We start from the raw sequence: 24896 nt of genomic DNA, 5'->3' as shown, positions 1-24896 counted from the left end.
CATGGCCGTGCAGGATCTGCTGTCCCAGGATGAAATCGATGCGCTGCTGCATGGCGTCGATGATGGTCTGGTACAGACCGATAATGCTGCCGAACCCGGCAGTGTCAAAAGCTACGACCTGACCAGCCAGGATCGCATCGTCCGTGGACGCATGCCGACGCTGGAAATGATCAACGAGCGCTTTGCCCGCTACACCCGCATCAGCATGTTCAACATGCTGCGCCGCTCGGCGGACGTGGCCGTAGGTGGCGTGCAGGTGATGAAGTTCGGCGAATACGTGCACTCGCTGTACGTGCCGACCAGCCTCAACCTGGTCAAGATCAAACCGCTGCGCGGCACCGCGCTGTTCATCCTCGACGCCAAACTGGTGTTCAAGCTGGTGGACAACTTTTTCGGTGGCGACGGCCGTCACGCCAAGATCGAAGGGCGGGAATTCACCCCGACCGAACTGCGCGTAGTGCGCATGGTGCTCGAGCAGGCTTTCGTCGATCTGAAGGAAGCCTGGCAGGCGATCATGGAAGTCAATTTCGAGTACATCAACTCGGAAGTGAACCCGGCCATGGCCAACATCGTCGGCCCGAGCGAAGCGATTGTGGTCTCCACCTTCCACATCGAACTCGATGGCGGTGGCGGCGATCTGCACGTGACCATGCCGTACTCGATGATCGAGCCGGTGCGCGAGATGCTCGACGCCGGTTTCCAGTCCGACCTCGACGATCAGGACGAGCGCTGGGTCAACGCCCTGCGCCAAGACGTGCTCGATGTCGACGTGCCGATCGGTGCCACCGTAGCCCGCCGCCAGTTGAAGCTGCGCGACATCCTGCACATGCAACCGGGGGATGTGATCCCGGTCGAGATGCCGGAAGACATGATCATGCGCGCCAACGGCGTGCCGGCCTTCAAGGTCAAGATGGGCTCGCACAAAGGCAACCTCGCGTTGCAGGTGATCGAGCCGATCGAGCGTCGCTGAGACGGCGCTTTTCACCCCCGTATTTAACCGAATTGTTGCCCGCCGAGGACACATGATGAACGACGATATGAACGCGCAGGACGACCAGGCACTGGCCGATGAATGGGCTGCGGCCCTGGAAGAAACCGGTGATGCCGGCCAGGCTGACATCGATGCACTGCTGGCCGCCGACGCCGGCACTTCCAGCTCCAACCGTCTGCCGATGGAAGAGTTCGGCAGCGTGCCGAAGAACAATGATCCGGTGACCCTCGACGGCCCGAACCTGGACGTGATCCTCGACATTCCAGTGTCGATCTCGATGGAAGTCGGCAGTACCGACATCAACATCCGCAACCTGCTGCAACTCAACCAGGGTTCGGTGATCGAGCTCGATCGTCTGGCCGGTGAGCCGCTCGACGTGCTGGTCAACGGCACCTTGATCGCCCACGGCGAAGTAGTGGTGGTCAACGAGAAGTTCGGCATCCGCCTGACTGACGTGATCAGCCCAAGCGAACGCATCAAGAAGCTGCGCTGAGTGAAAAGGTTTCTCTGGGTGCTGCTGGCATGGCCGTTGAGCGTGCTGGCTGCCGAGCCGAGCGCAACCACTGCCGCGCCTGCCGCCACCGCGCCAATGGTCAACAGCGGCGTGGCCGGTCAGTTGACGCAACTGGTGTTCGGTTTGCTGCTGGTGCTGGGCTTGATCTTCTTCCTCGCCTGGCTGTTGCGCCGCGTGCAACAGGCGGGGCCGGCGGGCAAGGGCCAGGTGATCGAGCTGATCGGTTCCCGCGCGCTAGGTCCGCGTGATCGCTTGATGCTGGTGCAGGTCGGCAACGAGCAGATTCTGCTCGGCCTCAGCCCCGGCACCATCACCGCGCTGCATGTGCTCAAAGAGCCGGTCGAAGTCCCCACTGCCAGCGAAAAAGCGACGCCGGAATTTGCTCAGCATCTGCTGAAGATTCTTGGCAAGGACCAAAAGGATACGAAGTAATGGGTGCGCTCCGCATCGTCTTGACGCTGCTCCTGTTGCTGGCCGCGCCGCTGGCGTTCGCCGCCGATCCGTTGTCGATCCCGGCGATCACGCTGGGCACCAATGCCGATGGCGCGCAGGAATATTCGGTCAGTCTGCAGATCCTGCTGATCATGACCGCGCTGAGTTTTATTCCGGCGGCGGTCATCCTGATGACCAGCTTCACGCGGATCATCATCGTCTTCTCGATCCTGCGTCAGGCCCTCGGCCTGCAACAGACGCCGTCGAACCAGATCCTCACCGGCATGGCGCTGTTCCTGACGCTGTTCATCATGGCGCCGGTGTTCGACCGGGTGAACAACGACGCGCTGCAACCGTATCTGGCGGAAACCCTGACTGCCCAGCAAGCGGTGGAGAAGGCTCAGGTGCCGATCAAGGACTTCATGCTCGCCCAGACCCGCACCAGCGATCTGGAGCTGTTCATGCGCCTGTCCAAGCGCACCGACATCGCCAGCCCGGATCAGGCGCCGCTGACCATTCTGGTGCCGGCGTTCGTGACCTCCGAGCTTAAAACCGCCTTCCAGATCGGCTTCATGATCTTCATTCCGTTCCTGATCATCGACCTCGTTGTCGCGAGCGTGCTGATGGCCATGGGTATGATGATGCTCTCGCCGCTGATCATTTCGCTGCCGTTCAAGATCATGCTGTTCGTGCTGGTCGATGGCTGGGCGCTGATCATCGGTACTCTGGCCAGCAGTTTTGGAGGTGTTTCGCCATGACGCCGGAAGTCGCGGTCGATATCTTTCGTGAAGCCCTGTGGCTGACCACCATGATGGTCGCCATCCTGGTGGTGCCGAGCCTGCTGGTCGGCCTGCTGGTGTCGATGTTCCAGGCCGCCACGCAGATCAACGAACAGACCCTGAGCTTCCTGCCGCGTCTGCTGGTGATGCTGGTGACCCTGATCATTGGCGGTCCGTGGATCGTGCAGACGTTCATGGAATACATCATCCAGCTGTACAAAAACATTCCGATGGTCATCGGCTAAGCCATGCAATCGCTGCTTCAGCTGACCGACACCCAGATCAGCACCTGGGTGGCGTCGTTCATGTTGCCGCTGTTTCGCGTCGCCTCGATGCTGATGGTCATGCCGGTGTTCGGCACCACCCTGATTCCGCGGCGCGTGCGTCTGTATTTCGCCGTGGCGATCACCGTGGTCATCACCCCGGCGCTGCCGCCGATGCCCGCCGTCAGCCCGCTGGATCTCAGCGGCCTGCTGCTGATCGGCGAGCAGATTCTGGTCGGCGCCGTGCTCGGCTTTTCCCTGCAACTGTTCTTCCAGGCCTTTGCCGTCGCCGGGCAGATCGTCGCGATCCAGATGGGCATGGGCTTCGCCTCGATGATCGACCCTACCAACGGCGTTTCGGTGGCGGTGATCGGGCAGTTCTTCACCATGCTGGTGACGTTGCTGTTCCTGTCGATGAACGGCCATCTGGTGGTGTTCGAAGTCCTCACTGAAAGTTTCACCACGCTGCCGGTCGGCGGCGGATTGATGGTTGCGCATTACTGGGAACTGGCCGGCAAACTCGGCTGGGTCCTCGGCGCCGCATTGCTGCTGGTGTTGCCGGCCGTCACCGCACTGCTGGTAGTCAACATCGCCTTCGGCGTGATGACCCGCGCCGCGCCGCAACTGAACATCTTCTCGATCGGTTTTCCGCTGACCCTGGTGCTCGGCCTGTTCATCGTCTGGGTGGGGCTCGCGGACATTCTCAACCAGTATCAACCGCTGGCCAGCGAGGCCTTGCAGTTGCTACGCGAACTGGCACGGGCGCGCTGAGTCATGGCAGAGAGCGAGAGCGGTCAGGACAAAACGGAAGACCCCACGGAGAAGCGCAAAAAGGACTCCCGTGAGAAGGGTGAAATCGCCCGTTCCAAAGAGCTCAACACCCTCGCCGTGATGATGGCCGGTGCCTCTGCGCTGCTGATCTTCGGCGGCATGCTCGCGCAAGAAATGATGGACGTGATGCGCCTGAACTTCACCCTGTCCCGCGAAGTGGTCATGGACCAAGGCGCGATGGGCCGGTTCTTGCTGGAGTCGGGCCTGATCGCCTTGCTGGCGATTCAGCCGGTGATGATAACCCTGTTGCTCGCCGCCATCATCGGGCCGATCTCCCTTGGTGGCTGGCTGTTCGCGGCAAGTTCGCTGGCACCCAAATTCAGCCGGATGAACCCGGCCGCCGGCCTCAAACGGATGTTCTCGTTCAAGGCTGTGGTCGAACTGCTCAAAGCCCTGGCGAAGTTTCTGATTACCTTGGGCGTGGCGCTGTTGGTGCTGTCCGCCGACGTCGACGACTTGCTGCGCATTGCCCACGAACCACTGGACATGGCGATCATCCACAGCGTGTTGCTGGTGGGCTGGAGCACGCTGTGGCTGGCCTGCGGCCTGATCATCATCGCGGCCGTCGACGTGCCGGTGCAGATCTGGGAGAGCATGAAGAAGCTCAAGATGACCAAGCAGGAAGTGCGCGACGAACACAAGGACCAGGAAGGCCGGCCCGAGGTCAAGCAACGCATTCGCCAGACCCAGCGCGAAATGTCCCAGCGGCGCATGATGGCAGCGATTCCCGAAGCCGACGTGGTCATCACCAACCCGACCCACTACGCCGTCGCGCTCAAATACGACTCGGAGAAGGGCGGCGCGCCGGTGCTGCTGGCCAAGGGCAGCGACTTCATCGCCCTGAAAATCCGCGAAATCGCAGTGGCCAACAACGTCATGCTGCTTGAATCGCCCGCGCTGGCGCGCTCGATCTATTACTCAACTGAGCTCGAGCAGGAAATTCCCGGTGGGTTGTATCTGGCGGTGGCGCAGGTATTGGCCTACGTCTACCAGATCCGCCAGCACCAGGCGGGCAAGGGCAAGCGGCCGGATCCGTTGAAGGATGATTTGCCGATTCCGCCGGATTTGCGTCGGGATTCCTGATGGTTACCGCTTGTCTGGAAAGTCTCGGAACCTGTCATCTCTGACAGTAGACGCCGCTCCCCCAGCCGCGTTGCTATGCACTCGGGAATAATCCCTGAGCGCAGAGATGAAGATCATGGCAGAGCGAATCTATAAACAACTTGAAGGAATGACGCTGGACTACGTTTCAGGGCAGTTGGAGGAAAACCCCAAGGAGCGATCCATACGTTACACGGTGAGCTTTGATCTCGATCTGGATTTCACTCACTTCGTGCAGATGGCTAACGTTTATATCCCTGGTTACCTGAACAACCCGGTTAACGCCATCAGGCCTGAACTGGACGGCTTGGCGTACCACTATTCTTATAACTACCTGTTCGATAGCGCAGGAAATATTCGCGATAAAATGGACTTGTTCGAACTGTTCACCTCGCCACGTTATTACATGGATCAATGGGCCACGGGTGTGGAGTTGGCGGTGCGCTACAGCAAGCCTGCGTTTGAGGTGTTCGGGCAAAAGTTGCGTATCACTGCAAGCAGGGATTTGCGACTGGTGGATGAAAGTCGAACGATCAGGATCGCAGATTTACCCCTCTTGCAGTTTCATTGGGCGTTGAACCTGTTGCAAAGTGACCTCGCCGCTCCTGATGTCACTGCACCTTTGACCAAAGTCGTGCTCATGTACATGAACGAGGATTTCGTCGAGGCTGAAGGCCAATCGGTGCTTCGAGGTGTGAAGTATGTTGATCGCAATCAATTGGGTTTCGGCACTATTACGGCCAAACAGATGCTGACTGCGCAGTAGCCGAATACTGCGCTTATCGTTCCCACACGGAGCGTGGGAACGATCATCGCGTGTCGCTACTGCGGCAACTCCAGATTATCCAGCACCCGATTCACCGCCAGTTCCCCGAGCATGATCAGTTGCGCGATGCCCATCAGGGTACGGCGCTGGGATGGTTTCACCAGTCCGGCGAATTCCTGGGCGATGGTTTTGGCGGAGGCGAGGGTTTCGCAGGCGTTGGCCAGCAGGTCTTCGTTTTTGGTGTCGGCGGTGACGGCGTACATTGCGCGAGGGCTGAAGGGCGGCGGGGTGGAGCCGGGTGGGCAGAGGTAGTGGTCGAGGGCGCGGTCGGCGGCTTGGTGGAGTTTTTTTGAGTCGAGGGATTCGTAGGGGGAGGTGGGGTCGGACTCGGGCGGGTTGGGTGTGGGTTTGATCATGGTGAAGCTCCTGAGGTTATGGAGCCACTTTCCCCCTGTCGCTAAACAAGTGAAGGTGGCAGCTGTACGCAGGTTAGCGAACCGGTCTCAGGCACCCCGGTAGACCCGAAGGTCTCCCGCATACAGCCGCCATAACGTTATTGCGGGCGAAAAATCCCGCAACGAAGCCACGATCGCTGATGCACTGAGTTGATCCGGGTCGCTAAACCCGATCGCTGATTCGTCAGCGACCGGACCACGATAGAACCCGACCCCCAGGTGCACAAGCCGGCGGATTCTGGCTTGGCTGTAGGCAATGGCGCAAGGATTTGTAGCCTTGAGACCGTGTCGGCAGGTGTCTTTTAAACTCGTCGTTTAAAAACAAAGATCGCAGCCTTCGGCAGCTCCTACAGGAGACGTAAATCCATGTAGGAGCTGCCGAAGGCTGCGATCTTTTTTGCTTGGGTAAAAGTTGGAAAGCTTCTTGCAATAGCCGCCCTGCGCCCGTTCGGGGCGTCAAAAGTTTGCTTTAAAGGAACGGGGAAAACCGGTGGATCGCACTCAGTTATTCAATACAGCACGCACCAACGTTGCCGACCTCAGTCGAGGCAATCTGGGCGTGCCGTTGTTGCTGCTGGTCATGCTGGCGATGATGATGTTGCCGGTACCGCCGTTCCTGCTCGACGTCTTCTTTACCTTCAACATCGCTCTGTCGATCGTCGTCCTGCTGGTCTGCGTGTATGCGCTGCGGCCGCTGGATTTCGCCGTGTTCCCGACCATTCTGCTGGTGGCGACGTTGCTGCGACTGGCGTTGAACGTGGCCTCGACGCGGGTGGTGATGCTCCACGGTCAGGACGGCCACGCCGCAGCCGGTAAGGTAATTCAGGCCTTCGGTGAGGTGGTGATCGGCGGTAACTACGTGGTCGGTATCGTGGTCTTCGCGATCCTGATGATCATCAACTTTGTCGTGGTGACCAAGGGTGCCGGGCGGATTTCCGAGGTGAGCGCGCGTTTCACCCTCGATGCGATGCCCGGCAAACAAATGGCGATCGACGCCGACCTCAACGCCGGCCTGATCGACCAGAATCAAGCCAAGTCGCGCCGTCAGGAAGTCGCCCAGGAGGCGGAGTTCTACGGTTCGATGGACGGTGCCAGCAAGTTCGTCCGTGGTGACGCCATCGCCGGCCTGCTGATTCTGTTCATCAACCTCATTGGCGGCATGGCGGTTGGTATCTTCCAGCACGGCATGAGCTTCGGCGATGCGGGCAAGGTTTACGCCTTGCTGACCATCGGTGACGGTTTAGTGGCGCAATTGCCATCACTGTTGTTATCTACAGCGGCGGCGATCATGGTGACCCGTGCTTCCGGCTCGGAAGACATGGGCAAGCAGATCAACCGCCAGATGTTCGCCTCGCCGAAAGCGCTGGCCGTGGCCGCTGGTTTGATGGCGGTGATGGGCCTGGTGCCGGGCATGCCGCACTTCTCCTTCCTGAGCATGGCGGCGCTGGCTGCGGGCGGCGCGTACCTGTTCTGGAAAAAGCAGAATGTGGCCAAGGTCGTGGCGCTGGAAGAGGTCAAGCGTCAGCAGGAACTGCTGCCGTCGCCGGCCCGCGCCATGGAAACCAAGGAGCTGGGCTGGGACGACGTGACGCCGATCGACATGATCGGCCTGGAAGTCGGCTATCGCCTGATCCCGTTGGTGGACCGCAATCAGGGTGGGCAATTGCTTGCGCGGATCAAGGGCGTGCGCAAGAAGCTCTCGCAGGATCTGGGCTTCCTGATGCCGACCGTGCACATCCGCGACAACCTCGATCTGGCGCCGAGCGCGTATCGCTTGACGCTGATGGGCGTGATTCTCGCCGAGGCCGAGATCTACCCGGATCGCGAACTGGCGATCAACCCGGGCCAGGTCTACGGCTCGCTCAACGGGATCAACGCCAAAGATCCGGCTTTCGGCCTCGAGGCAGTGTGGATCGAAATCAGCCAGCGCGCCCAGGCGCAATCGCTCGGCTACACCGTGGTCGACGCCAGCACCGTGGTCGCCACCCACTTGAACCAGATTCTGTACAAGCACTCCAGTGAGCTGATCGGCCACGAGGAAGTGCAGCAACTCATGCAATTGCTGGCCAAGAGCTCGCCGAAACTGGCGGAAGAGCTGGTGCCGGGCGTGGTTTCGCTGTCGCAGTTGCTCAAGGTCCTGCAAGCGCTGCTCGCCGAGCACGTGCCGGTGCGCGACATTCGCAGCATCGCCGAAGCGATCGCGAACAACGCTGCCAAGAGTCAAGATACCGCCGCGCTGGTCGCCGCTGTGCGGGTCGGCGTATCCCGTGCAATCGTCCAAAGCATTGTAGGCACTGAGTCCGAGCTGCCTGTAATCACATTGGAACCAAGGTTGGAACAGATATTGCTCAATAGTCTGCAGAAGGCAGGACAAGGCTCGGAAGAGGGCGTTCTGCTGGAGCCGAGCATGGCCGAGAAGCTGCAGCGTTCGTTGATCGAAGCGGCCCAGCGGCAGGAAATGCAAGGCCAACCGGTGATCCTGCTGGTAGCAGGCCCGATTCGCGCGATGCTCTCGCGCTTCGGTCGCCTCGCAGTGCCAGGCCTGCATGTACTGGCCTACCAGGAAGTACCGGACAACAAGCAAGTGACCATCGTTGCGACAGTAGGGCCCAACGGCTGAGGTAGTGGTTTATGCAAGTTAAGCGTTTTTTCGCCGCCGATATGCGTCAGGCCATGAAGCTGGTTCGCGATGAGCTGGGCGCTGATGCCGCCATCATCGGCAACCGCCGCATTGCCGGCGGCGTCGAGTTGACGGCGGCTCTGGATTACAAATTGTCGGCGCTGGCGCCACGGGTTCCGAACATGGAACTCGAAGACGAGCTGCGCAAGACCCAGTCGCGCATCGTCACCGCCCAGGCCGAGCTGAGCCTGCGTGGCGAAGCCGACGGCAACACCAATCAGCAGTTGTTCGCCGGGCTGCCGTTGACCGCAGGCCTGCCGCTGACCGCTGCCGAACCGTTGAGCGAGCCGACCTACGCCGCACCGACGCGCCCGGCCGCAGCGCCTGCGCAGGCCTCGGCGGGCGTCGATCCGCGTGCGCTGGATTCGATGCGTTTTGAATTGAACAGCCTGCGCGAGCTGATGGAAGTTCAGCTCGGCACCCTGGCCTGGAATCAGCTGCAAGGCAGCCGTCCGGCCCAAGCCAATCTGTACCGCCGTCTGCAGCGCATCGGCCTGTCCGGCCCGCTGTCGCGCGATCTGCTGGCGATGATCACCGATATCGAAGAACCGCGTCAGGCCTGGCGCATGCTGCTGGCGCACCTGGCGCGGATGATTGCCGTACCGGAAGTCGAGCCGCTGGAAGAGGGCGGTGTGATTGCCATGGTCGGCCCCGCCGGCATGGGCAAGACCACCACGCTGGCCAAGCTCGCCGCGCGTTACGTGCTCAAGTACGGCGCGCAGAACGTTGCACTGGTGAGCATGGACAGCTTCCGCATCGGCGCGCAGGAACAACTGAAAACCCTCGGGCGCATCCTCAACGTGCCGGTAACGCACGTCGATCCGGGTCAGTCGCTGGTGCAGGCATTGGATCCACTGCTACGCAAACGCGTGGTTTTGATCGATACTGCCGGCCTGCAAGCCAGTGATCCGGCGTTGCGCATGCAGCTCGAGAGCCTGGCCGGGCGTGGCATTCGCTCAAAAAATTATCTGGTCCTGGCAACCACCAGCCAGAAACAGGTTCTAACCGCCGCTTATCACAGTTACAAGCGTTGCGGGCTGGCCGGCTGCATCCTGACTAAACTGGATGAAACGGCCAGTCTCGGCGAAGTGTTGAGCCTGGCGATCAGTCATGAATTGCCGGTCGCGTACCTGACCGATGGCCCACGGATTCCGGATGATTTGCATCTGCCGCGTCGTCATCAACTGGTCAGCCGCGCCGTCAGCGTGCAAATGCAGGAAGAACCCAGCGAAGAAGCCATGGCTGACATGTTCGCTGATATCTATCACAGCCCGACCAAGCAGGTTGGCTGAGGTAATCATGAACAGTTTTTGTACCTACATCGATGGTCTGCCACGCATTGTTCCGATCAGGAACGCGCAGCCAGTAATGTGGCCTCCGTCTATGCAAGACAAGGTAAAGAAATAACATGGGCAGCATGCATCCCGTACAGGTGATCGCGGTGACCGGCGGCAAAGGTGGCGTCGGCAAGACTAACGTGTCAGTGAACTTGTCGCTGGCGCTGGCAGAGCTTGGCCGTCGGGTCATGCTGCTGGACGCCGACCTGGGCCTGGCGAACGTCGACGTTCTGCTGGGGCTGACACCCAAGCGCACACTGGCCGACGTTATCGAAGGCCGTTGCGAACTGCGCGACGTGCTGTTGCAAGGCCCGGGCGGGATTCGCATCGTGCCGGCGGCCTCCGGTACGCAGAGCATGGTGCACCTGAGCCCGGCGCAACACGCCGGCCTGATCCAGGCGTTCAGCGACATCGGCGACAATCTCGACGTGCTGGTGATCGACACCGCTGCGGGTATTGGTGATTCGGTAGTCAGTTTCGTTCGTGCCGCCCAGGAAGTGTTGCTGGTGGTCTGCGACGAGCCGACTTCGATCACCGATGCTTACGCGCTGATCAAGTTGCTCAACCGCGACTACGGCATGAACCGCTTCCGCGTGCTGGCCAACATGGCGCAGAGCCCGCAGGAAGGGCGCAACCTGTTCGCCAAGTTGACCAAGGTCACGGATCGCTTCCTCGACGTCGCCCTACAATACGTCGGCGCCGTGCCGTATGACGAAAGCGTGCGCAAGGCGGTGCAGAAGCAGCGCGCCGTCTACGAAGCCTTTCCCCGTTCCAAGTGCGCGCTGGCCTTCAAGGCCATCGCCCAGAAGGTCGACACCTGGCCGCTGCCGGCCAACCCGCGCGGGCATCTGGAATTTTTCGTCGAGCGTCTCGTGCAGCAAACCGCAGGGCCTGTGATATGACCGCCAGTGGCATGAATCTTTACAAAAAGTCGGCGCGTGACGCGCAATACGAATTGATCGAGCGTTACGCGCCACTGGTCAAGCGCATTGCCTATCACTTGCTGGCGCGCCTGCCGGCCAGCGTGCAGGTCGAAGACCTGATCCAGGCCGGGATGATCGGTTTGCTCGAAGTCTCGACCAAATACGACGCCAGCAAAGGCGCCAGTTTCGAAACGTACGCGGGCATTCGAATCCGCGGCGCGATGCTCGATGAAGTGCGCAAAGGGGATTGGGCGCCACGCTCGGTTCACCGTAATACCAGGATGGTCAGCGACGCGATTCGCTCGATTGAAGCTAAAACCGGCCGTGACGCTAAAGATCACGAGGTTGCGGCCGAACTCCAATTGAGTCTCGACGATTACTACGGGATTCTGAATGACACCTTGGGCAGTCGCCTGTTCAGTTTCGACGACCTCTTGCAGGACGGCGAACACGAAGGGCTGCACGAGGATGGCGCCAGTGCTCATATGGAGCCGTCACGCGATCTGGAAGATGAACGCTTCCAGGCGGCGCTGGCGGACGCGATTGCCAATTTGCCGGAGCGTGAGCGACTGGTGTTGGCGCTGTACTACGACGAAGAGCTGAACCTCAAGGAAATCGGTGAAGTCCTTGGCGTCAGTGAATCGCGGGTCAGCCAGTTACACAGCCAGTGCGCGGCCCGTCTGCGGGGGCGTTTGGGGGAGTGGCGAGCGCGCTGAAGGCAGTGTGGGGACACTGCGAAACGAGGCTGGTGCGGTGATGAACGGCGCCGGTCTCGATCCGTTGTGCTCCAGACAAACTTTAAGTGCTGCGCCGATTGATTGAAGTGGCGCGTCCAGGTGCTGGGCGCGTTTAAGACTGCTTGGAGGTCGAATTGAACAAAGACATGAAAATCCTCATCGTTGATGACTTCTCAACGATGCGGCGGATCATCAAGAACCTGCTGCGCGATCTTGGGTTCACCAACACCGTCGAGGCCGACGATGGCACCACTGCCATTCCGGTGCTCAACAGCGGCAGCATCGACTTTCTGGTAACGGACTGGAACATGCCGGGCATGACCGGTATCGACCTGCTGCGTCACGTGCGCGCCGATGAAAAACTCAAGCACCTCCCGGTGTTGATGGTGACTGCTGAAGCCAAGCGCGAGCAGATCATCGAGGCCGCCCAGGCCGGTGTGAACGGTTACGTGGTCAAACCTTTCACGGCTCAAGCGTTGAAAGACAAAATCGAGAAGATTTTCGAACGCATCGGCTGATGAATGCGCGGGGGAGCTATGGAGCATAACGAATCATCACAGGGCGATTTCGAATCGACCCTGAAAAAACACGCGGTCGAACTGGTCGAGAGCCTTGAAAAAGGCAAGTTCGGCGACGCGGTGCAACTGATCCATGAGCTCAATCAGACCCGTGACCGCGGCCTGTATCAGGAAGTGGGCAAGCTCACACGTGAACTGCACAGTGCGATCGTCAATTTCCAGATTGATCCGCACATGCCGCAGGCCGAGGAAGTGTCGCAAATCACCGACGCCACCGAACGCCTGGGCTATGTGGTCAAGCTGACGGAAGCCGCGGCCAACCGCACCATGGATCTGGTGGAAAGCGCCACGCCGGTGGTCAACAGTCTCGCTGATGAAGCGCAGACGTTGAGCGCCGATTGGGGCCGCTTCATGCGTCGCGAGGTCGGGGCTGAAGAGTTCCGTGAACTGGCGCGCCGGGTCGACGGTTTTCTGTCACGCAGCAGCACGGACAACCGTGCGGTGTCGAGCAACCTCAACGACATCCTGCTGGCTCAGGATTACCAGGACCTCACAGGTCAAGTGATCAAGCGTGTGACCCAACTGGTCACCGAAGTCGAAAGCAATCTGCTCAAACTCGTGCTCATGGCCAGTCAGGTCGACCGCTTTGCGGGCATCGAACATGACCGCGCCGCAATGCTTGCTGAAAAAGATCCACAAAAACATCTCTCGCAGGGTGAAGGTCCGCAGATTCATGCCGATAAACGAGAAGACGTTGTGTCCGGTCAGGACGATGTGGACGATTTGTTATCCAGCCTTGGATTCTAGAGTTTCGGAATTCGGGTTTTTTGGGTTTTTAGACCTGTAGGAGCACCCCATTAATGAGCTTCGGCGCCGATGAAGAGATCCTTCAGGATTTCCTGGTTGAGGCCGGCGAGATTCTTGAGCAACTGTCCGAACAACTGGTCGAGCTGGAAAGCCGCCCGGATGATGCAGATCTGCTCAATGCAATTTTTCGCGGTTTCCACACTGTAAAAGGGGGCGCCGGCTTCCTTCAGCTCAATGAGCTGGTGGAGTGCTGTCACATCGCCGAAAACGTGTTCGACATCCTCCGTAAGGGTGAGCGTCGCGTTGATGCAGAACTGATGGACGTTGTGCTCGAAGCACTGGACGCGGTGAACAGCATGTTCAGCGAAGTCCGTGAGCGTGCACCGATTACCGCCGCCACGCCGGAACTGCTGGCCGCGCTGGCGCGTCTGGCCGAGCCGCAATCGGCGGATGAAGCCGTTGCCGCACCAGTAGAAGCGGTGGCAGAACCGGTCGCCGAAAGCGCATCGGAAGACATCACCGATAACGAATTCGAACAACTGCTGGACTCGCTGAACGCCGTCAAGGCCCAGGCCGAGGCTCCGGCCGCTGTCGCTGCTCCCGCGCAGGTTGCCGACACGGCGGCCAGCGATGAAATCACCGACGCCGAGTTTGAATCGCTGCTCGATCAACTGCATGGCAAAGGCCAGTTTGCTGTCGATGCGGTCGCTCCGGCGGCACCAGCAGCGCCGGCCGCACCTGCTGCGGGCGACAGCTCGGACATCACCGACGACGAATTCGAAGCCTTGCTCGATCAGTTGCACGGCAAGGGCAACTTCGCCGTTGACGCGCTGGAATCGGCCATCGCTTCGGCGCCGGCAGCACCTGCTGCACCGGCAGCCGCTGCGGCCGGCAGTGACCTGATCAGCGATCACGAATTCGAATCGCTGCTCGACGAATTGCACGGCAAAGGCAAGTTTGACGCCAGCGCTGCGACTGCGGGTTCCGCGTCGAGCGTCGCCACGCCAGCGGCGAAAGCTCCGGCTGCCGCTGTTGCACCGAAGCCTGCCGCCAAGCCTGAACCGAAAGCCGAGGCGCCGAAACCGGCCGCCGCTGCTGCTCCGGCTCCGGCCCGCGCGCCAGCCGCTGCACCGGCAGAAAAGCCGGCCAGCGAAGCTGAAACCACCGTACGCGTCGATACCGCGCGGCTCGACGAGATCATGAACATGGTCGGCGAGCTGGTGCTGGTGCGTAACCGTCTGGTGCGTCTGGGCCTCAACAGCGGCGACGAAGCCATGTCCAAGGCCGTATCTAACCTCGACGTGGTCACCGCTGACCTGCAGACCGCCGTGATGAAGACGCGGATGCAGCCGATCAAGAAGGTCTTCGGGCGCTTCCCGCGTCTGGTTCGCGACCTCGCACGTCAGCTCAAGAAAGAAATCAACCTGGAACTGGTGGGTGAAGAAACCGACCTCGACAAAAACCTTGTCGAGGCTCTTGCCGACCCGCTGGTCCACTTGGTGCGCAACGCCGTCGACCACGGCATCGAGTCGCCGGAAGAACGCGAAGCATCGGGCAAGGCCCGTGGCGGTCGCGTGGTGCTGGCGGCCGAGCAGGAAGGCGACCATATCCTGCTGTCGATCTCCGATGATGGCAAAGGCATGGACCCGAACGTCCTGCGTTCGATCGCGGTGAAACGCGGTGTGATGGACAAGGACGCGGCCGATCGCCTGAGCGATACCGAGTGCTACAACCTGATCTTCGCCCCGGGTTTCTCGACCAAGACCGAGATCTCCGACGTGTCCGGCCGTGGTGTCGGCATGGACGTGGTGAAGACCAAGATTTCCCAGCTCAACGGTTCGATCAACATCTACTCGACCAAGGGCCAGGGCTCGAAGATCGTCATCAAGGTGCCGCTGACCCTGGCGATCATGCCGACGCTGATGGTCATGCTTGGCAATCAGGCGTTCGCGTTCCCGCTGGTCAACGTCAACGAAATCTTCCACCTCGACCTGTCGACCACCAATGTCGTCGACGGTCAGGAAGTGGTGATCGTGCGCGACAAGGCGCTGCCATTGTTCTACCTCAAGCGCTGGCTGGTCAGCTCCGCCGCTCACGAAGAGCAGCGCGAAGGCCATGTGGTGATTCTTTCGGTGGGCACACAGCGGATCGGCTTCGTCGTCGATCAACTGGTCGGCCAGGAAGAAGTGGTCATCAAGCCATTGGGCAAAATGCTCCAGGGAACTCCGGGCATGTCCGGCGCCACCATCACCGGTGACGGCCGCATTGCGCTGATTCTCGATGTTCCAAGCATGCTCAAGCGTTACGCCACAAAGCGTATTTGAATCCGGGGCGGCGGCGCGATGACGCGCCGCTGCACCTAATGGAGTGTTTATGGCAGTCAAAGTCCTGGTGGTGGACGATTCGGGTTTTTTCCGCCGCCGCGTCTCGGAAATTCTTTCGGCGGATCCGAGCATCCAGGTGGTCGGCACGGCCACCAACGGTAAAGAGGCGATCGATCAGGCCATGGCCCTCAAGCCTGACGTGATCACCATGGACTACGAGATGCCGATGATGGACGGCATCACGGCAGTGCGGCACATCATGCAGCGCTGCCCGACCCCGGTGTTGATGTTCTCCTCGCTGACCCACGAAGGCGCGCGGGTAACCCTCGATGCGCTGGACGCCGGCGCGGTGGATTTCCTGCCGAAGAATTTCGAAGACATTTCGCGCAATCCCGAGAAGGTCAAGCAACTGCTGTGCGAGAAAGTCCACAGCATCTCGCGCAGCAATCGTCGTTTCAGTGCCTACAGCGCGCCGGCTCCCGCCGCTGCGCCAGCGCCGACGCCTGCTCCGGCAGCGTCGAGCTACGGCAGCCACACGAGCCACAGCAGCCCTGTCCCGGCACGTCCGGCGCCTGCGCCAGCGCCTGCCCGTGCATCCGCTGCCAGCGCTTCGTCGCCGGCTCCGAAACGCAAAGCCTACAAACTGGTTGCCATCGGTACCTCGACCGGCGGCCCGGTCGCGCTGCAACGTGTGCTGACGCAGTTGCCGGCGAACTTCCCGGCGCCGATCGTGCTGATCCAGCACATGCCGGCGGCGTTCACCAAAGCGTTTGCCGAACGTCTCGACAAGCTCTGCCGTATCAGCGTCAAAGAGGCCGAGGATGGCGACATCCTGCGTCCGGGCCTGGCGCTGCTGGCGCCGGGTGGCAAGCAGATGATGATCGACGGCCGTGGCGCGGTGAAGATTCTGCCGGGCGACGAACGTCTGAATTACAAGCCGTGCGTGGACATTACCTTCGGTTCGGCGGCGAAATCCTACGGCGACAAAGTTCTGGCAGTGGTGCTGACCGGCATGGGCGCCGACGGCCGCGAAGGCGCGCGTCTGCTCAAGCAGGGCGGCAGTTCGGTGTGGGCGCAGGACGAAGCAAGCTGCGTGATCTACGGCATGCCGATGGCCATCGTCAAAGCCGATCTGGCTGACGCGGTGTATGGTCTGGACGACATCGGCAAGCACATCGTCGAGGCGTGTATCTGATGGATGTTCTCAGCCTTATCGGCCTCATCATGGCGTTCGTCGCCATCATCGGCGGCAACTACCTTGAAGGCGGCCACCTCGGCGCGCTGGCCAACGGCCCGGCGGCGCTGATCGTACTGGGCGGAACGGTCGGTGCTGCGCTGCTGCAATCGCCGATGAGCGCGTTCAAGCGCGCTATGCAGATTCTCGTCTGGATCTTCTTTCCGCCGCGTGTCGACCTGGCCGGCGGCATCGACCGCGTGGTCAATTGGAGCCTGACGGCGCGCAAGGAAGGCTTGCTTGGCCTCGAAGGCGTGGCCGACGCCGAACCTGACAGCTACTCGCGCAAAGGTCTGCAACTGCTGGTCGATGGCGCCGAGCCGGAGGCGATTCGCAGCATTCTCGAAGTGGATTTCTACACTCAGGAATCCCGCGATATCGAAGCGGCCAAAGTGTTCGAAAGCATGGGCGGCTACGCGCCGACCATCGGCATCATCGGTGCGGTGATGGGCCTGATTCACGTGATGGGCAACCTCGCCGATCCGTCGCAACTGGGTAACGGCATTGCCGTGGCGTTCGTCGCGACCATCTATGGCGTGGCCAGTGCCAACCTGATCCTCTTGCCGGTCGCGGCCAAGCTCAAGTCCATCGCGTTGCGGCAGTCGCGTTATCGCGAAATGTTGCTGGAAGGAATTCTGTCGATCGCCGAAGGTGAAAACCCTCGTTCCATTGAGTTGAAGCTGCAAGGCTTCATGGACTAAGGGAATAACCTCATGGCTCGTCGTCGCCACCAGGAAGAACACGTCAATCACGAGCGCTGGCTCGTGTCCTACGCGGATTTCATCACTTTGCTGTTCGCGTTTTTCGTGGTGATGTACTCGATCTCGTCGATCAACGAAGGCAAATACAAAGTCATTTCCGAAGCGCTGATCGGCGTGTTTACCGACTCCGATCGCTCGCTAAAACCGATTCCGATCGGCGACGAACGACCGAAAACCGTGACCCCGGCCAAGCCGCTGGTCAAGGATGCCGAGCAGGTCGACGCCGGCATTTCCGGGGCCAGCGATCCTTTGAAAAGCATCGCCGATGACATCAGTGCCGCCTTCGGTGACTTGATCAGTTCCAACCAGATGACCGTGCGCGGCAACGAGTTGTGGGTCGAGATCGAGCTCAATTCCAGCCTGTTGTTTGGCAGCGGCGACGCCATGCCGAGCGACATCGCGTTCAACATCATCGACAAGGTCGCGGCGATCCTCAAACCGTTCGACAACCCGATCCACGTCGAAGGCTTCACCGACGATCAACCGATCCGCACCGCGCAGTACCCGACCAACTGGGAACTGTCCTCGGCGCGTTCGGCGAGCATCGTGCGCATGCTCGCCATGCAGGGCGTAAACCCTGGGCGACTGGCGTCGGTGGGCTACGGCGAATTCCAGCCAGTGGCCAACAACGCCACGGTCGAAGGCCGGGCGAAGAACCGTCGCGTGGTGCTGGTGGTGTCGCGCAATCTTGATGTGCGCCGCAGCCTGACGGGCACCGGAACCGCCAATGCGCAACCGGATGCGGCGTTGAAGCGCGCTGGCACACAAACTGCACCGACCCCGGTCAAGACGCCGGGACGCGAGAGTGCCGTCAATTCTCCGTCGCCCGCATTAACACGCTGAAGCATGTCTCGGCCAGCCGATCTGGCCGGGAGGAACGAACTGAATGAGAGTCTGGGCAGTCGCCAATCAAAAGGGTGGTGTCGGTAAAACCACATCCTCCATCGCTTTAGCCGGATTGCTGGCCGAGGCGGGCAAGCGCGTGGTTGTGGTCGATCTCGACCCGCACGGCTCGATGACCAGCTATTTCGGCTACGACCCCGACAGCCTGGAACACAGCAACTACGACCTGTTTCTGCACAAGGGCAGCGTGCCGCAAGGCCTGCCGGGGCAGTTGCTGTTGTCGACCAGCGACGAGCGTATTTCCCTGTTGCCGTCGAGCACCGCACTGGCGACCCTTGAGCGCCAGTCGCCGGGGCAGAGTGGCCTGGGTCTGGTGATCGCCAAGAGTCTGGCGCAATTGTGGCAGGACTTCGATTACGCAATCATCGACAGCCCGCCGCTACTCGGTGTGCTGATGGTCAACGCTCTCGCGGCGAGCCAGCAACTGGTGATTCCGGTGCAGACCGAACACTTGGCCGTGAAAGGTCTGGAGCGCATGGTCAACACCCTGGCGATGATCAATCGTTCGCGCAAACAGCCGTTGCCGTTCAGCATCGTGCCGACTTTGTTCGACCGCCGCACGCAGGCGTCGATGGGCACCTTGCGCGTGCTGCGTGACAAATTCCCCGACGACATCTGGCACGGCTACATCCCGGTCGATACCCGTCTGCGCGACGCCAGCCGGGCGGGCGTCACGCCTTCGCAATTCGACGGCAAGAGCCGTGGCGTGCTGGCCTACCGCGCGCTGCTCAAGCACCTGCTCGCGCAGCAACTTGTTCCGCAGGTGGCCTGAGATGATTTCGATCTGCTTGCCCGAACCCTGTGGGAGCGAGCCTGCTCGCGAAGCAGGCGATGCGGTTTCCCTGTCAGGCGCTGATCACCGATGAACCGCCCAGTGAAACTCACTTCACGTCCGCAACAGGCCTTGCAGTCCTATCTGGAAGACCTGCTGCTCGACCTGCCCGAGGACTTGCCTGCGCCGGTCGAAGCGCTGCCGCCAGTCGTCGAACCGGCGCAGCCTGAAGTGGTGGAAAGCACCGAGGCCATGGACGAGTTCCAGGCCGCGGTGCTGGAAGAGCAGGCCCGTGACGCGCAGAAATCCGTCGCTCCGATTGCCGCGCTTGCTGCTGCCCCCGTGGCCAAAGCACCGGTGGCGCTGATCGACGAACCGCGCGCGCCGCTGTCGACCTTGGCGCCGCTGCTGCAAACACAATTATTGACCGTGCCGGAACCCGAACCGGAGCCAGAACCCGCGCCGCAGATTGCTGAGCCGCAGGTGCTGGTCCCGCCGCTGGTGGAAGTGCACCTGCCGCCGAACAACCCGCCGCCACCGGTCGAACCCGATGGCCGTCCGGCCTGGGCTGCCGAAGCCTTCGAATGCTTGCTGTTCGATGTTGCCGGGCTGACCCTGGCGGTGCCGCTGGTGTGCCTCGGCTCGATCTATTCGCTGGCCGGCCACGAGCTGACGCCGCTGTTTGGCCAGCCGGAGTGGTTCCTCGGGATTCTGCCGAGCCAGGCTGGCAATCTGAAAGTCTTGGACACTGCGCGCTGGGTTATGCCGGATCGCTACCGCGATGACTTCCGGCAGGGCCTGCAATACGTGATTTCGGTACAAGGTTACGAGTGGGGGCTGGCGGTGCATCAGGTCAGCCGCTCGTTGCGCCTGGACCCGAATGAAATCAAATGGAGAAGTCACCGGGGTCAGCGGCCATGGCTCGCCGGCACCGTGATCGAGCACATGTGTGCATTGCTTGACGTATCCGCACTGGCCGAATTGATCGCCAGCGGCGGGGCAAAGCACTTGAGTGGCAACAAGCCGCTACATAAACCGACATAGCAGCCGACATAACAATCAGGCGATGGCATTTTTCAATGCCACCACACAGAACACACACCGCCCGGGGCGGTTTTTTCGAGGGGTCAGGGTATGAGTAGTCAGGCGTCGAATGCAAAAGGTTCTGAAGATCCGATCCTGCAATGGGTGACCTTCAAACTGGATAACGAAACCTACGGCATCAACGTGATGCGCGTGCAGGAAGTGCTGCGCTACACCGAGATCGCGCCGGTACCGGGTGCACCGAGCTACGTACTGGGCATCATCAACCTGCGCGGCAACGTGGTCACCGTGATCGACACCCGTCAGCGCTTCGGCCTGCACAGCGGTGAGATCAGCGACAACACCCGTATCGTCATCATCGAAGCCGACAAGCAAGTCGTCGGCATCATGGTCGACAGCGTCGCCGAAGTGGTTTACCTGCGTCAGTCGGAAATCGAAACCGCACCGAACGTCGGTAACGAAGAATCGGCCAAGTTCATCCAGGGCGTGTGCAACAAGAACAATGAGCTGCTGATTCTGGTCGAGCTGGACAAGATGATGAGCGAAGAAGAATGGTCGGAACTGGAGAGCATCTGATTTGATTCTCGAGGTTGCGGTAATTGTTCTGTTCCTGTTCTGGGCCGGCACGCTGGCGATGTTCGTCTCGTACATCAAGGCGCAGCGAGTGATCGCTGCACAGCAGGCCCAGGGTGATGCGCTGCGTGATCAGCGCATCAAGGAACTGGCCAAACGCGTCGACGATTACCAGAACGGCAACGTGCGCATGGGCGAGGCCCTGCACGAGTTGCGCGCGGTGGTGAGTCCGTTGCCGGACAAGATCGTTGCTCTGGAACAACGCGACCCGTCGAGCCTGTCATTCGCCCAGGCGGCGAAACTGGTGGGAATGGGCGCCAGCGTCGATGAACTGACTCAGTCGTGCGGGTTGACCCAGGCTGAGGCAGAGTTGATGCGCAAGTTGCACAAGGGCAGCTAGGAGCTTCAGGCTTCAAGCTTCAAGCTTCAAGCGGCAAGCAAGATCAAAAGCGCTATTCGCGAGCAGGCTCGCTCCCACATTTGATCACGGTCGAATGTGGGAGCGAGCCTGCTCGCGAAGACGTCTTTGAAACCTCAATAATCATCCCCGCGTGCAGTGATTGAGATCGTTCCCACGCTCTGCGTGGGAACGCATCCTGGGACGCTCCGCGTTCCGCCTGTGAAATGTGACGCGGAGCGTCACGGGCGGCATTCCCACGCGGAGCGTGGGAACGATCAAGAAGAACTGATTTTTGCGCTCAAGCTGATGGCCTATTCGCGAGCTTGCTCGCGAAGGCGTCTTCGAACTCTCAGTAATCATCCCCGCGATCAGTGACGTCCTTCTCGACCATCGGCGCGTTCGAGTCTTGTCCTTCGGGGAATTTGCCCTTCAGGTTCCAGGCAAACGCGATGATCTCGGCGATGGTGCGATAGAGCTCTTCGGGGATGCTGTCGCCCAGTTCCATCCGCGCCAGCAGGCGCACCAGTTCAGGGTTCTCGTAAATCGGCACTTCGTAATCGCGAGCGATGCGCAGGATTTCTTCGGCCAGTTCCTCGTCGCCCTTGGCGGTGAGGGTCGGGGCGTGGTTGCCGTCGTATTTGAGGGCGACGGCCTGGCGTGGGGCAGTGGAATCGTTCATGCGGTTTCGTCGACCCAGCGGTGTTCGAGGCGGGTTTGGTTACCTTGCGGCGGGGTGCCGTGGTGGCAGTCGAGGTCGCCGACGTTGAGCCCGGAATCGAGCAAGCGCTGGCGCAGGGCGAACAGGTTGTTCTCAATCAGGTCGGCGGTGTACGGACGCTCAGCCCACAGCTGACTGGACAGGCTGCCAGCGATCAGTTGCGCCTGAATCTGCATCGGCCCGAGCGGTTCCAGATCGAAGGCCAGATCGACGCGCCACAGTTGCTGTTTGGCTTCGCGCTCATCGCGGCGTTCATGCGGCTGCGGTTCGCGCTCCGGCGCTTCTTCACGCTGGAATTTGACCTGCAACGGCACGATGTCCTGCAGGTTGCGCATGGGGATTTCCAGCTGCCAGGTGCTGAGCAGGCGGCCATCGTCGGTGACGCCGGTCTGTTCCAGGCTCGACAACTGATGGCTTTGCAGGCGCGACACCGCTGCGGCGGCGAGGCGCAGCAGTTGCTCGAGATCACCTTCGCCTTCGAGTTTTGCCAGCAGTCGTTCGGGCAATGGGAAACTGCTCGGTACCGGTTTGGCGCTGACCTGGCCGAGGGTGCCGAGGGCGTTCCGGACGAAACTCGGCAGCGCCTGCGCCAGGGTGTTGGCGGCGATGATTGCATTGAAATTGGTGTTGCTTGGCAGGCCCGGGGTCAGTTGCGCGATCAGTTTGAGCAGGTCGGCCTTCATGTCCGGGGCGAGCGTGGGATTTTGTCCGCCGAGCAATTTCGCTTCGAGGAACGCGCCGCTGTTGGCCAAGGCCAACGCCACGCCTTTGGCGGTGCTCATTTGCTGTACGTCCGGCAGGCTGGCGAGCAGCTTGTCGACCACCGCGCGCAGATCGGCCGAGGTCTGGTCAGTGGTAGGCGGCAGATTTTGCAACATCTTCAGCAGGCCATCGAGCGAGCCCTGACGACTTTGCTGACCGAGCAATTGCTGACTGACCGCCAGTTGCTCCTGACGGCTGCTCAGCGGCACGAATTTGAGGGTTTGCGCATCCTGCACCTGCGCCGACAACAAGGTGCCGATGCGCAGCGGTTGCGGGCTGTCGACGGTCAAGGTGCTGCCGCTCAATGCGGTGTTGAGCAGGGTGACCATCGAGCGAAATACCGCCGCTTGCCCCGGCGTCTGCGGCAGGGCTTGCGAGGTCACGACTTTGCCTTGCAGCAAGGTGCCGGCGGGCAATTGCGCGGTATCGATGCGGGTCAGGGTGGCGACGCTGCTGGCGATCGCTTGCTGTACGGTGATCGCCAGATTGCCGGCCGACGGCTGAGTGATCGCCAGGTTGGTGCCCTGTGGCAACGGCAGGTTGCTGCTGGCCTGCACGGTGGTCTGACGGCCGCTGTCGAGGGTCACCTTGAGCAGCAATTCAAAGGTCTGATCAGCCTGCTTGAGCGACAACACCTCAGCCTTGGCGCTTTGCCCCGCGCCGATCAAGCCCTCGACCGGCGTCAGCAGCTTGAGCAGTTCACCCATCTGCGGGCGAGCGCTCGCCGGCACGGTGGGCGGCAGCGGGAGGATGTTCATTTCGCCTGTCATACGCGGACACAACCTGAGGAAATTGCGCTCTTGAGAGTAAGGCACGGCATGTATAATGCCGCGCGTCGTGCGCTTCGTTCAAAAAACCTGGCAATTGTTTGATCCAGCTCGCCAGATCGAGCGATCAAAGCATCTATGCTGCATCTCTTTAACGGCCGCTCCAGAGCCGACTTGAACCGTATAAGGCCCGTGATCCCTTGACCAGTCCTGTCCTGCAAACCATTGCCCTGGCGTGTGAACGCGATCTGCGGCTGCTTTTCGAAAACCTCGAATTGCGTCTGGCCAGTGGCGACATGGTGCAGATCAGCGGCCCCAACGGCAGCGGCAAGACCAGTCTTTTACGTCTGCTCGCCGGTTTGATGCAACCCACCGACGGCCAGGTGCTGCTCAACGGTCAGCCGCTGGCCGAGCAACGCAGCGAACTGGCGCGAAACCTGTTGTGGATCGGCCACGCCGCCGGGATCAAGGATCTGCTCACTCCCGAAGAAAACCTGTCGTGGCTGTGCGCCTTGCATCATCCCGCCGAACGCGAGGCAATCTGGCAGGCGCTGGCAGCAGTAGGATTGCGCGGTTTCGAAGATGTTCCCTGCCACAGTCTTTCTGCCGGCCAACAGCGCCGCGTGGCACTGGCGCGGTTGTATCTGGACAGCCCGCCGTTGTGGATTCTCGACGAACCTTTCACCGCGCTGGACAAGCAGGGCGTCACTCAGTTGGAAGAGCATCTGGCCGGCCACTGCGAACGCGGCGGTCTGGTGGTGCTGACCACCCACCACACCCTGAGCCGCATGCCAGCCGGTTATCGCGACATCGATCTGGGGAAATGGGCGGTATGAGTGTCTTCGGCCTGCTGCTTGCCCGCGAATCGCGACTGCTGTTCCGCCGCCCGGCGGAGCTGGCCAATCCGCTGATTTTCTTTGCCATCGTCATTGCCCTTTTCCCGCTGGCCGTCGGCCCGGAAACTCAAGTCTTGCAAAACCTGTCCCCGGGGTTAGTCTGGGTGGCGGCGTTGTTGTCGGTCCTGCTTTCGCTGGATGGATTGTTTCGCAGTGACTTCGAAGACGGCTCGCTGGAACAGTGGGTCCTTTCGTCGCACCCGCTGCCGCTTCTGGTCCTGGCCAAGGTGCTGGCACACTGGCTGTTCTCCGGTCTGGCACTGGTGCTGCTGTCGCCGTTGCTGGCGCTGATGCTCGGTCTGCCGGCCGCGTGCCTGCCGGTGCTGCTGCTGTCGTTGCTGCTGGGCACGCCGGTGTTGAGCCTGCTCGGTGCAGTCGGCGCGGCGCTGACGGTCGGTCTGAAGCGCGGCGGCCTATTGCTGGCGCTGCTGATTCTGCCGTTGTACATCCCGGTGTTGATCCTTGGCAGCGGCGCGTTGCAAGCGGCGCTGCAAGGCATGCCGGCGACCGGATACCTGTTGTGGATGGCCAGCCTCACAGCGCTGGCGATCACCCTGACACCCTTTGCAATAGCCGCTGGCCTGAAGATCAGCGTCGGCGAATAATAA

The 24896-nt window shown here is 60.9% G+C and carries 27 protein-coding genes; 24 read left to right on the top strand and 3 right to left on the bottom strand.

The annotated features are described in order from the left end of the window. Position 1 precedes the first annotated feature (1 nt). The 8 genes from fliM to AC0IXA_RS06580 all read left to right on the top strand — a co-directional run bounded on the left by fliM (position 2) and on the right by AC0IXA_RS06580 (position 5677). Positions 2–970 carry a flagellar motor switch protein FliM gene (fliM, locus tag AC0IXA_RS06615; RefSeq protein ID WP_003222890.1) on the top strand — a complete coding sequence of 323 codons (969 nt, stop codon included), beginning with the start codon at positions 2–4 and terminating at the stop codon, positions 968–970. Between the two features lie 55 nt (positions 971–1025). After that, positions 1026–1484 (top strand): flagellar motor switch protein FliN, encoded by a 459-nt coding sequence (gene fliN, locus AC0IXA_RS06610; RefSeq protein ID WP_016771070.1) that lies wholly within the window; start codon positions 1026–1028, stop codon positions 1482–1484. Continuing rightward, a complete protein-coding gene (gene fliO / locus AC0IXA_RS06605) occupies positions 1485–1937 on the top strand; it encodes a flagellar biosynthetic protein FliO (protein ID WP_024012109.1) in 453 nt (150 codons plus the stop codon). Continuing rightward, positions 1937–2695, top strand: a complete 759-nt coding sequence (gene fliP / locus AC0IXA_RS06600) for a flagellar type III secretion system pore protein FliP (RefSeq protein ID WP_071171446.1) — start codon at positions 1937–1939, stop codon at positions 2693–2695. Before fliO ends, fliP begins: the two co-directional genes overlap by 1 nt. Then, positions 2692–2961: a flagellar biosynthesis protein FliQ gene (fliQ, locus tag AC0IXA_RS06595; RefSeq protein ID WP_016771067.1), complete on the top strand. Its 270-nt coding sequence runs from the start codon at positions 2692–2694 to the stop codon at positions 2959–2961. Before fliP ends, fliQ begins: the two co-directional genes overlap by 4 nt. A gap of 3 nt (positions 2962–2964) precedes the next feature. Further along, entirely contained in the window at positions 2965–3750 is a 786-nt protein-coding gene (gene fliR, locus AC0IXA_RS06590; RefSeq protein ID WP_016771066.1) for a flagellar biosynthetic protein FliR, read from the top strand. Between the two features lie 3 nt (positions 3751–3753). After that, positions 3754–4893, top strand: a complete 1140-nt coding sequence (gene flhB, locus AC0IXA_RS06585; RefSeq protein WP_016771065.1) for a flagellar biosynthesis protein FlhB — start codon at positions 3754–3756, stop codon at positions 4891–4893. A 106-nt stretch (positions 4894–4999) separates the two neighbouring features. Beyond that, positions 5000–5677: a hypothetical protein gene (locus AC0IXA_RS06580; RefSeq protein WP_471812258.1), complete on the top strand. Its 678-nt coding sequence runs from the start codon at positions 5000–5002 to the stop codon at positions 5675–5677. 56 nt (positions 5678–5733) lie between these two features. On the opposite strand, the gene AC0IXA_RS06575 is transcribed toward AC0IXA_RS06580, so the two are convergent. Then, positions 5734–6093, bottom strand: a complete 360-nt coding sequence (locus AC0IXA_RS06575; RefSeq protein ID WP_024012116.1) for a DUF6124 family protein — start codon at positions 6091–6093, stop codon at positions 5734–5736. Positions 6094–6622: 529 nt separating this feature from the next. On the opposite strand from AC0IXA_RS06575, the gene flhA reads away from it, so the two are divergent. The 14 genes from flhA to AC0IXA_RS06505 all read left to right on the top strand — a co-directional run bounded on the left by flhA (position 6623) and on the right by AC0IXA_RS06505 (position 21145). Continuing rightward, positions 6623–8752, top strand: coding sequence for a flagellar biosynthesis protein FlhA (flhA, locus tag AC0IXA_RS06570; protein ID WP_016771062.1), 2130 nt, complete (start codon positions 6623–6625; stop codon positions 8750–8752). 11 nt (positions 8753–8763) lie between these two features. Continuing rightward, entirely contained in the window at positions 8764–10104 is a 1341-nt protein-coding gene (gene flhF, locus AC0IXA_RS06565) for a flagellar biosynthesis protein FlhF (RefSeq protein ID WP_024012117.1), read from the top strand. A 116-nt stretch (positions 10105–10220) separates the two neighbouring features. After that, entirely contained in the window at positions 10221–11051 is an 831-nt protein-coding gene (fleN, locus tag AC0IXA_RS06560; RefSeq protein ID WP_016771060.1) for a flagellar synthesis regulator FleN, read from the top strand. Next, entirely contained in the window at positions 11048–11788 is a 741-nt protein-coding gene (fliA, locus tag AC0IXA_RS06555; RefSeq protein WP_016771059.1) for an RNA polymerase sigma factor FliA, read from the top strand. The genes fleN and fliA overlap by 4 nt, the downstream gene beginning before the upstream one ends. A 167-nt stretch (positions 11789–11955) precedes the next feature. Further along, positions 11956–12327, top strand: a complete 372-nt coding sequence (locus tag AC0IXA_RS06550) for a chemotaxis response regulator CheY (protein WP_024012118.1) — start codon at positions 11956–11958, stop codon at positions 12325–12327. Positions 12328–12345: 18 nt separating this feature from the next. Then, the gene (locus AC0IXA_RS06545) at positions 12346–13134 is read left to right on the top strand and encodes a protein phosphatase CheZ (RefSeq protein ID WP_016771058.1); all 789 of its coding nucleotides are present in this window, start codon (positions 12346–12348) and stop codon (positions 13132–13134) included. Positions 13135–13187: 53 nt separating this feature from the next. Further along, positions 13188–15458 (top strand): chemotaxis protein CheA, encoded by a 2271-nt coding sequence (locus tag AC0IXA_RS06540; protein WP_341638789.1) that lies wholly within the window; start codon positions 13188–13190, stop codon positions 15456–15458. Between the two features lie 49 nt (positions 15459–15507). Then, complete coding sequence (locus AC0IXA_RS06535; RefSeq protein ID WP_056783833.1) at positions 15508–16653, top strand: protein-glutamate methylesterase/protein-glutamine glutaminase; 1146 nt, start codon at positions 15508–15510, stop codon at positions 16651–16653. Beyond that, on the top strand, positions 16653–17393 hold the full coding sequence (locus AC0IXA_RS06530) for a flagellar motor protein (protein WP_471812253.1): 741 nt from the start codon (positions 16653–16655) through the stop codon (positions 17391–17393). The genes AC0IXA_RS06535 and AC0IXA_RS06530 overlap by 1 nt, the downstream gene beginning before the upstream one ends. 12 nt (positions 17394–17405) lie before the next feature. Next, positions 17406–18296, top strand: a complete 891-nt coding sequence (motD, locus tag AC0IXA_RS06525; protein WP_016771054.1) for a flagellar motor protein MotD — start codon at positions 17406–17408, stop codon at positions 18294–18296. 43 nt (positions 18297–18339) lie between these two features. Further along, positions 18340–19128, top strand: coding sequence for a ParA family protein (locus AC0IXA_RS06520; protein WP_024012121.1), 789 nt, complete (start codon positions 18340–18342; stop codon positions 19126–19128). A 90-nt stretch (positions 19129–19218) separates the two neighbouring features. Continuing rightward, complete coding sequence (locus tag AC0IXA_RS06515; protein WP_471812251.1) at positions 19219–20172, top strand: CheW domain-containing protein; 954 nt, start codon at positions 19219–19221, stop codon at positions 20170–20172. Positions 20173–20262: 90 nt separating this feature from the next. Further along, the gene (locus AC0IXA_RS06510; RefSeq protein ID WP_016771050.1) at positions 20263–20748 is read left to right on the top strand and encodes a chemotaxis protein CheW; all 486 of its coding nucleotides are present in this window, start codon (positions 20263–20265) and stop codon (positions 20746–20748) included. Position 20749: 1 nt separating this feature from the next. After that, entirely contained in the window at positions 20750–21145 is a 396-nt protein-coding gene (locus AC0IXA_RS06505; RefSeq protein WP_016771049.1) for a DUF2802 domain-containing protein, read from the top strand. 349 nt (positions 21146–21494) lie between these two features. Here the strand turns inward: AC0IXA_RS06505 and AC0IXA_RS06500 are convergent, their stop codons facing one another. Both AC0IXA_RS06500 and fliK read right to left on the bottom strand, forming a co-directional pair. Beyond that, on the bottom strand, positions 21495–21824 hold the full coding sequence (locus tag AC0IXA_RS06500) for an EscU/YscU/HrcU family type III secretion system export apparatus switch protein (protein ID WP_471812248.1): 330 nt from the start codon (positions 21822–21824) through the stop codon (positions 21495–21497). Beyond that, on the bottom strand, positions 21821–23395 hold the full coding sequence (gene fliK / locus AC0IXA_RS06495; protein WP_122505941.1) for a flagellar hook-length control protein FliK: 1575 nt from the start codon (positions 23393–23395) through the stop codon (positions 21821–21823). The genes AC0IXA_RS06500 and fliK overlap by 4 nt, the downstream gene beginning before the upstream one ends. Positions 23396–23592: 197 nt before the next feature. Between fliK and ccmA the strand changes: the two genes are divergently transcribed. Both ccmA and ccmB read left to right on the top strand, forming a co-directional pair. Then, a complete protein-coding gene (gene ccmA, locus AC0IXA_RS06490) occupies positions 23593–24228 on the top strand; it encodes a cytochrome c biogenesis heme-transporting ATPase CcmA (RefSeq protein WP_471812246.1) in 636 nt (211 codons plus the stop codon). Next, positions 24225–24893 carry a heme exporter protein CcmB gene (gene ccmB, locus AC0IXA_RS06485; RefSeq protein WP_039763615.1) on the top strand — a complete coding sequence of 223 codons (669 nt, stop codon included), beginning with the start codon at positions 24225–24227 and terminating at the stop codon, positions 24891–24893. The genes ccmA and ccmB overlap by 4 nt, the downstream gene beginning before the upstream one ends. Positions 24894–24896 lie beyond the last annotated feature (3 nt).

Source organism: Pseudomonas sp. AC083, assembly GCF_979253165.1.
This window is presented reverse-complemented; position numbering and strand designations above follow the sequence as displayed.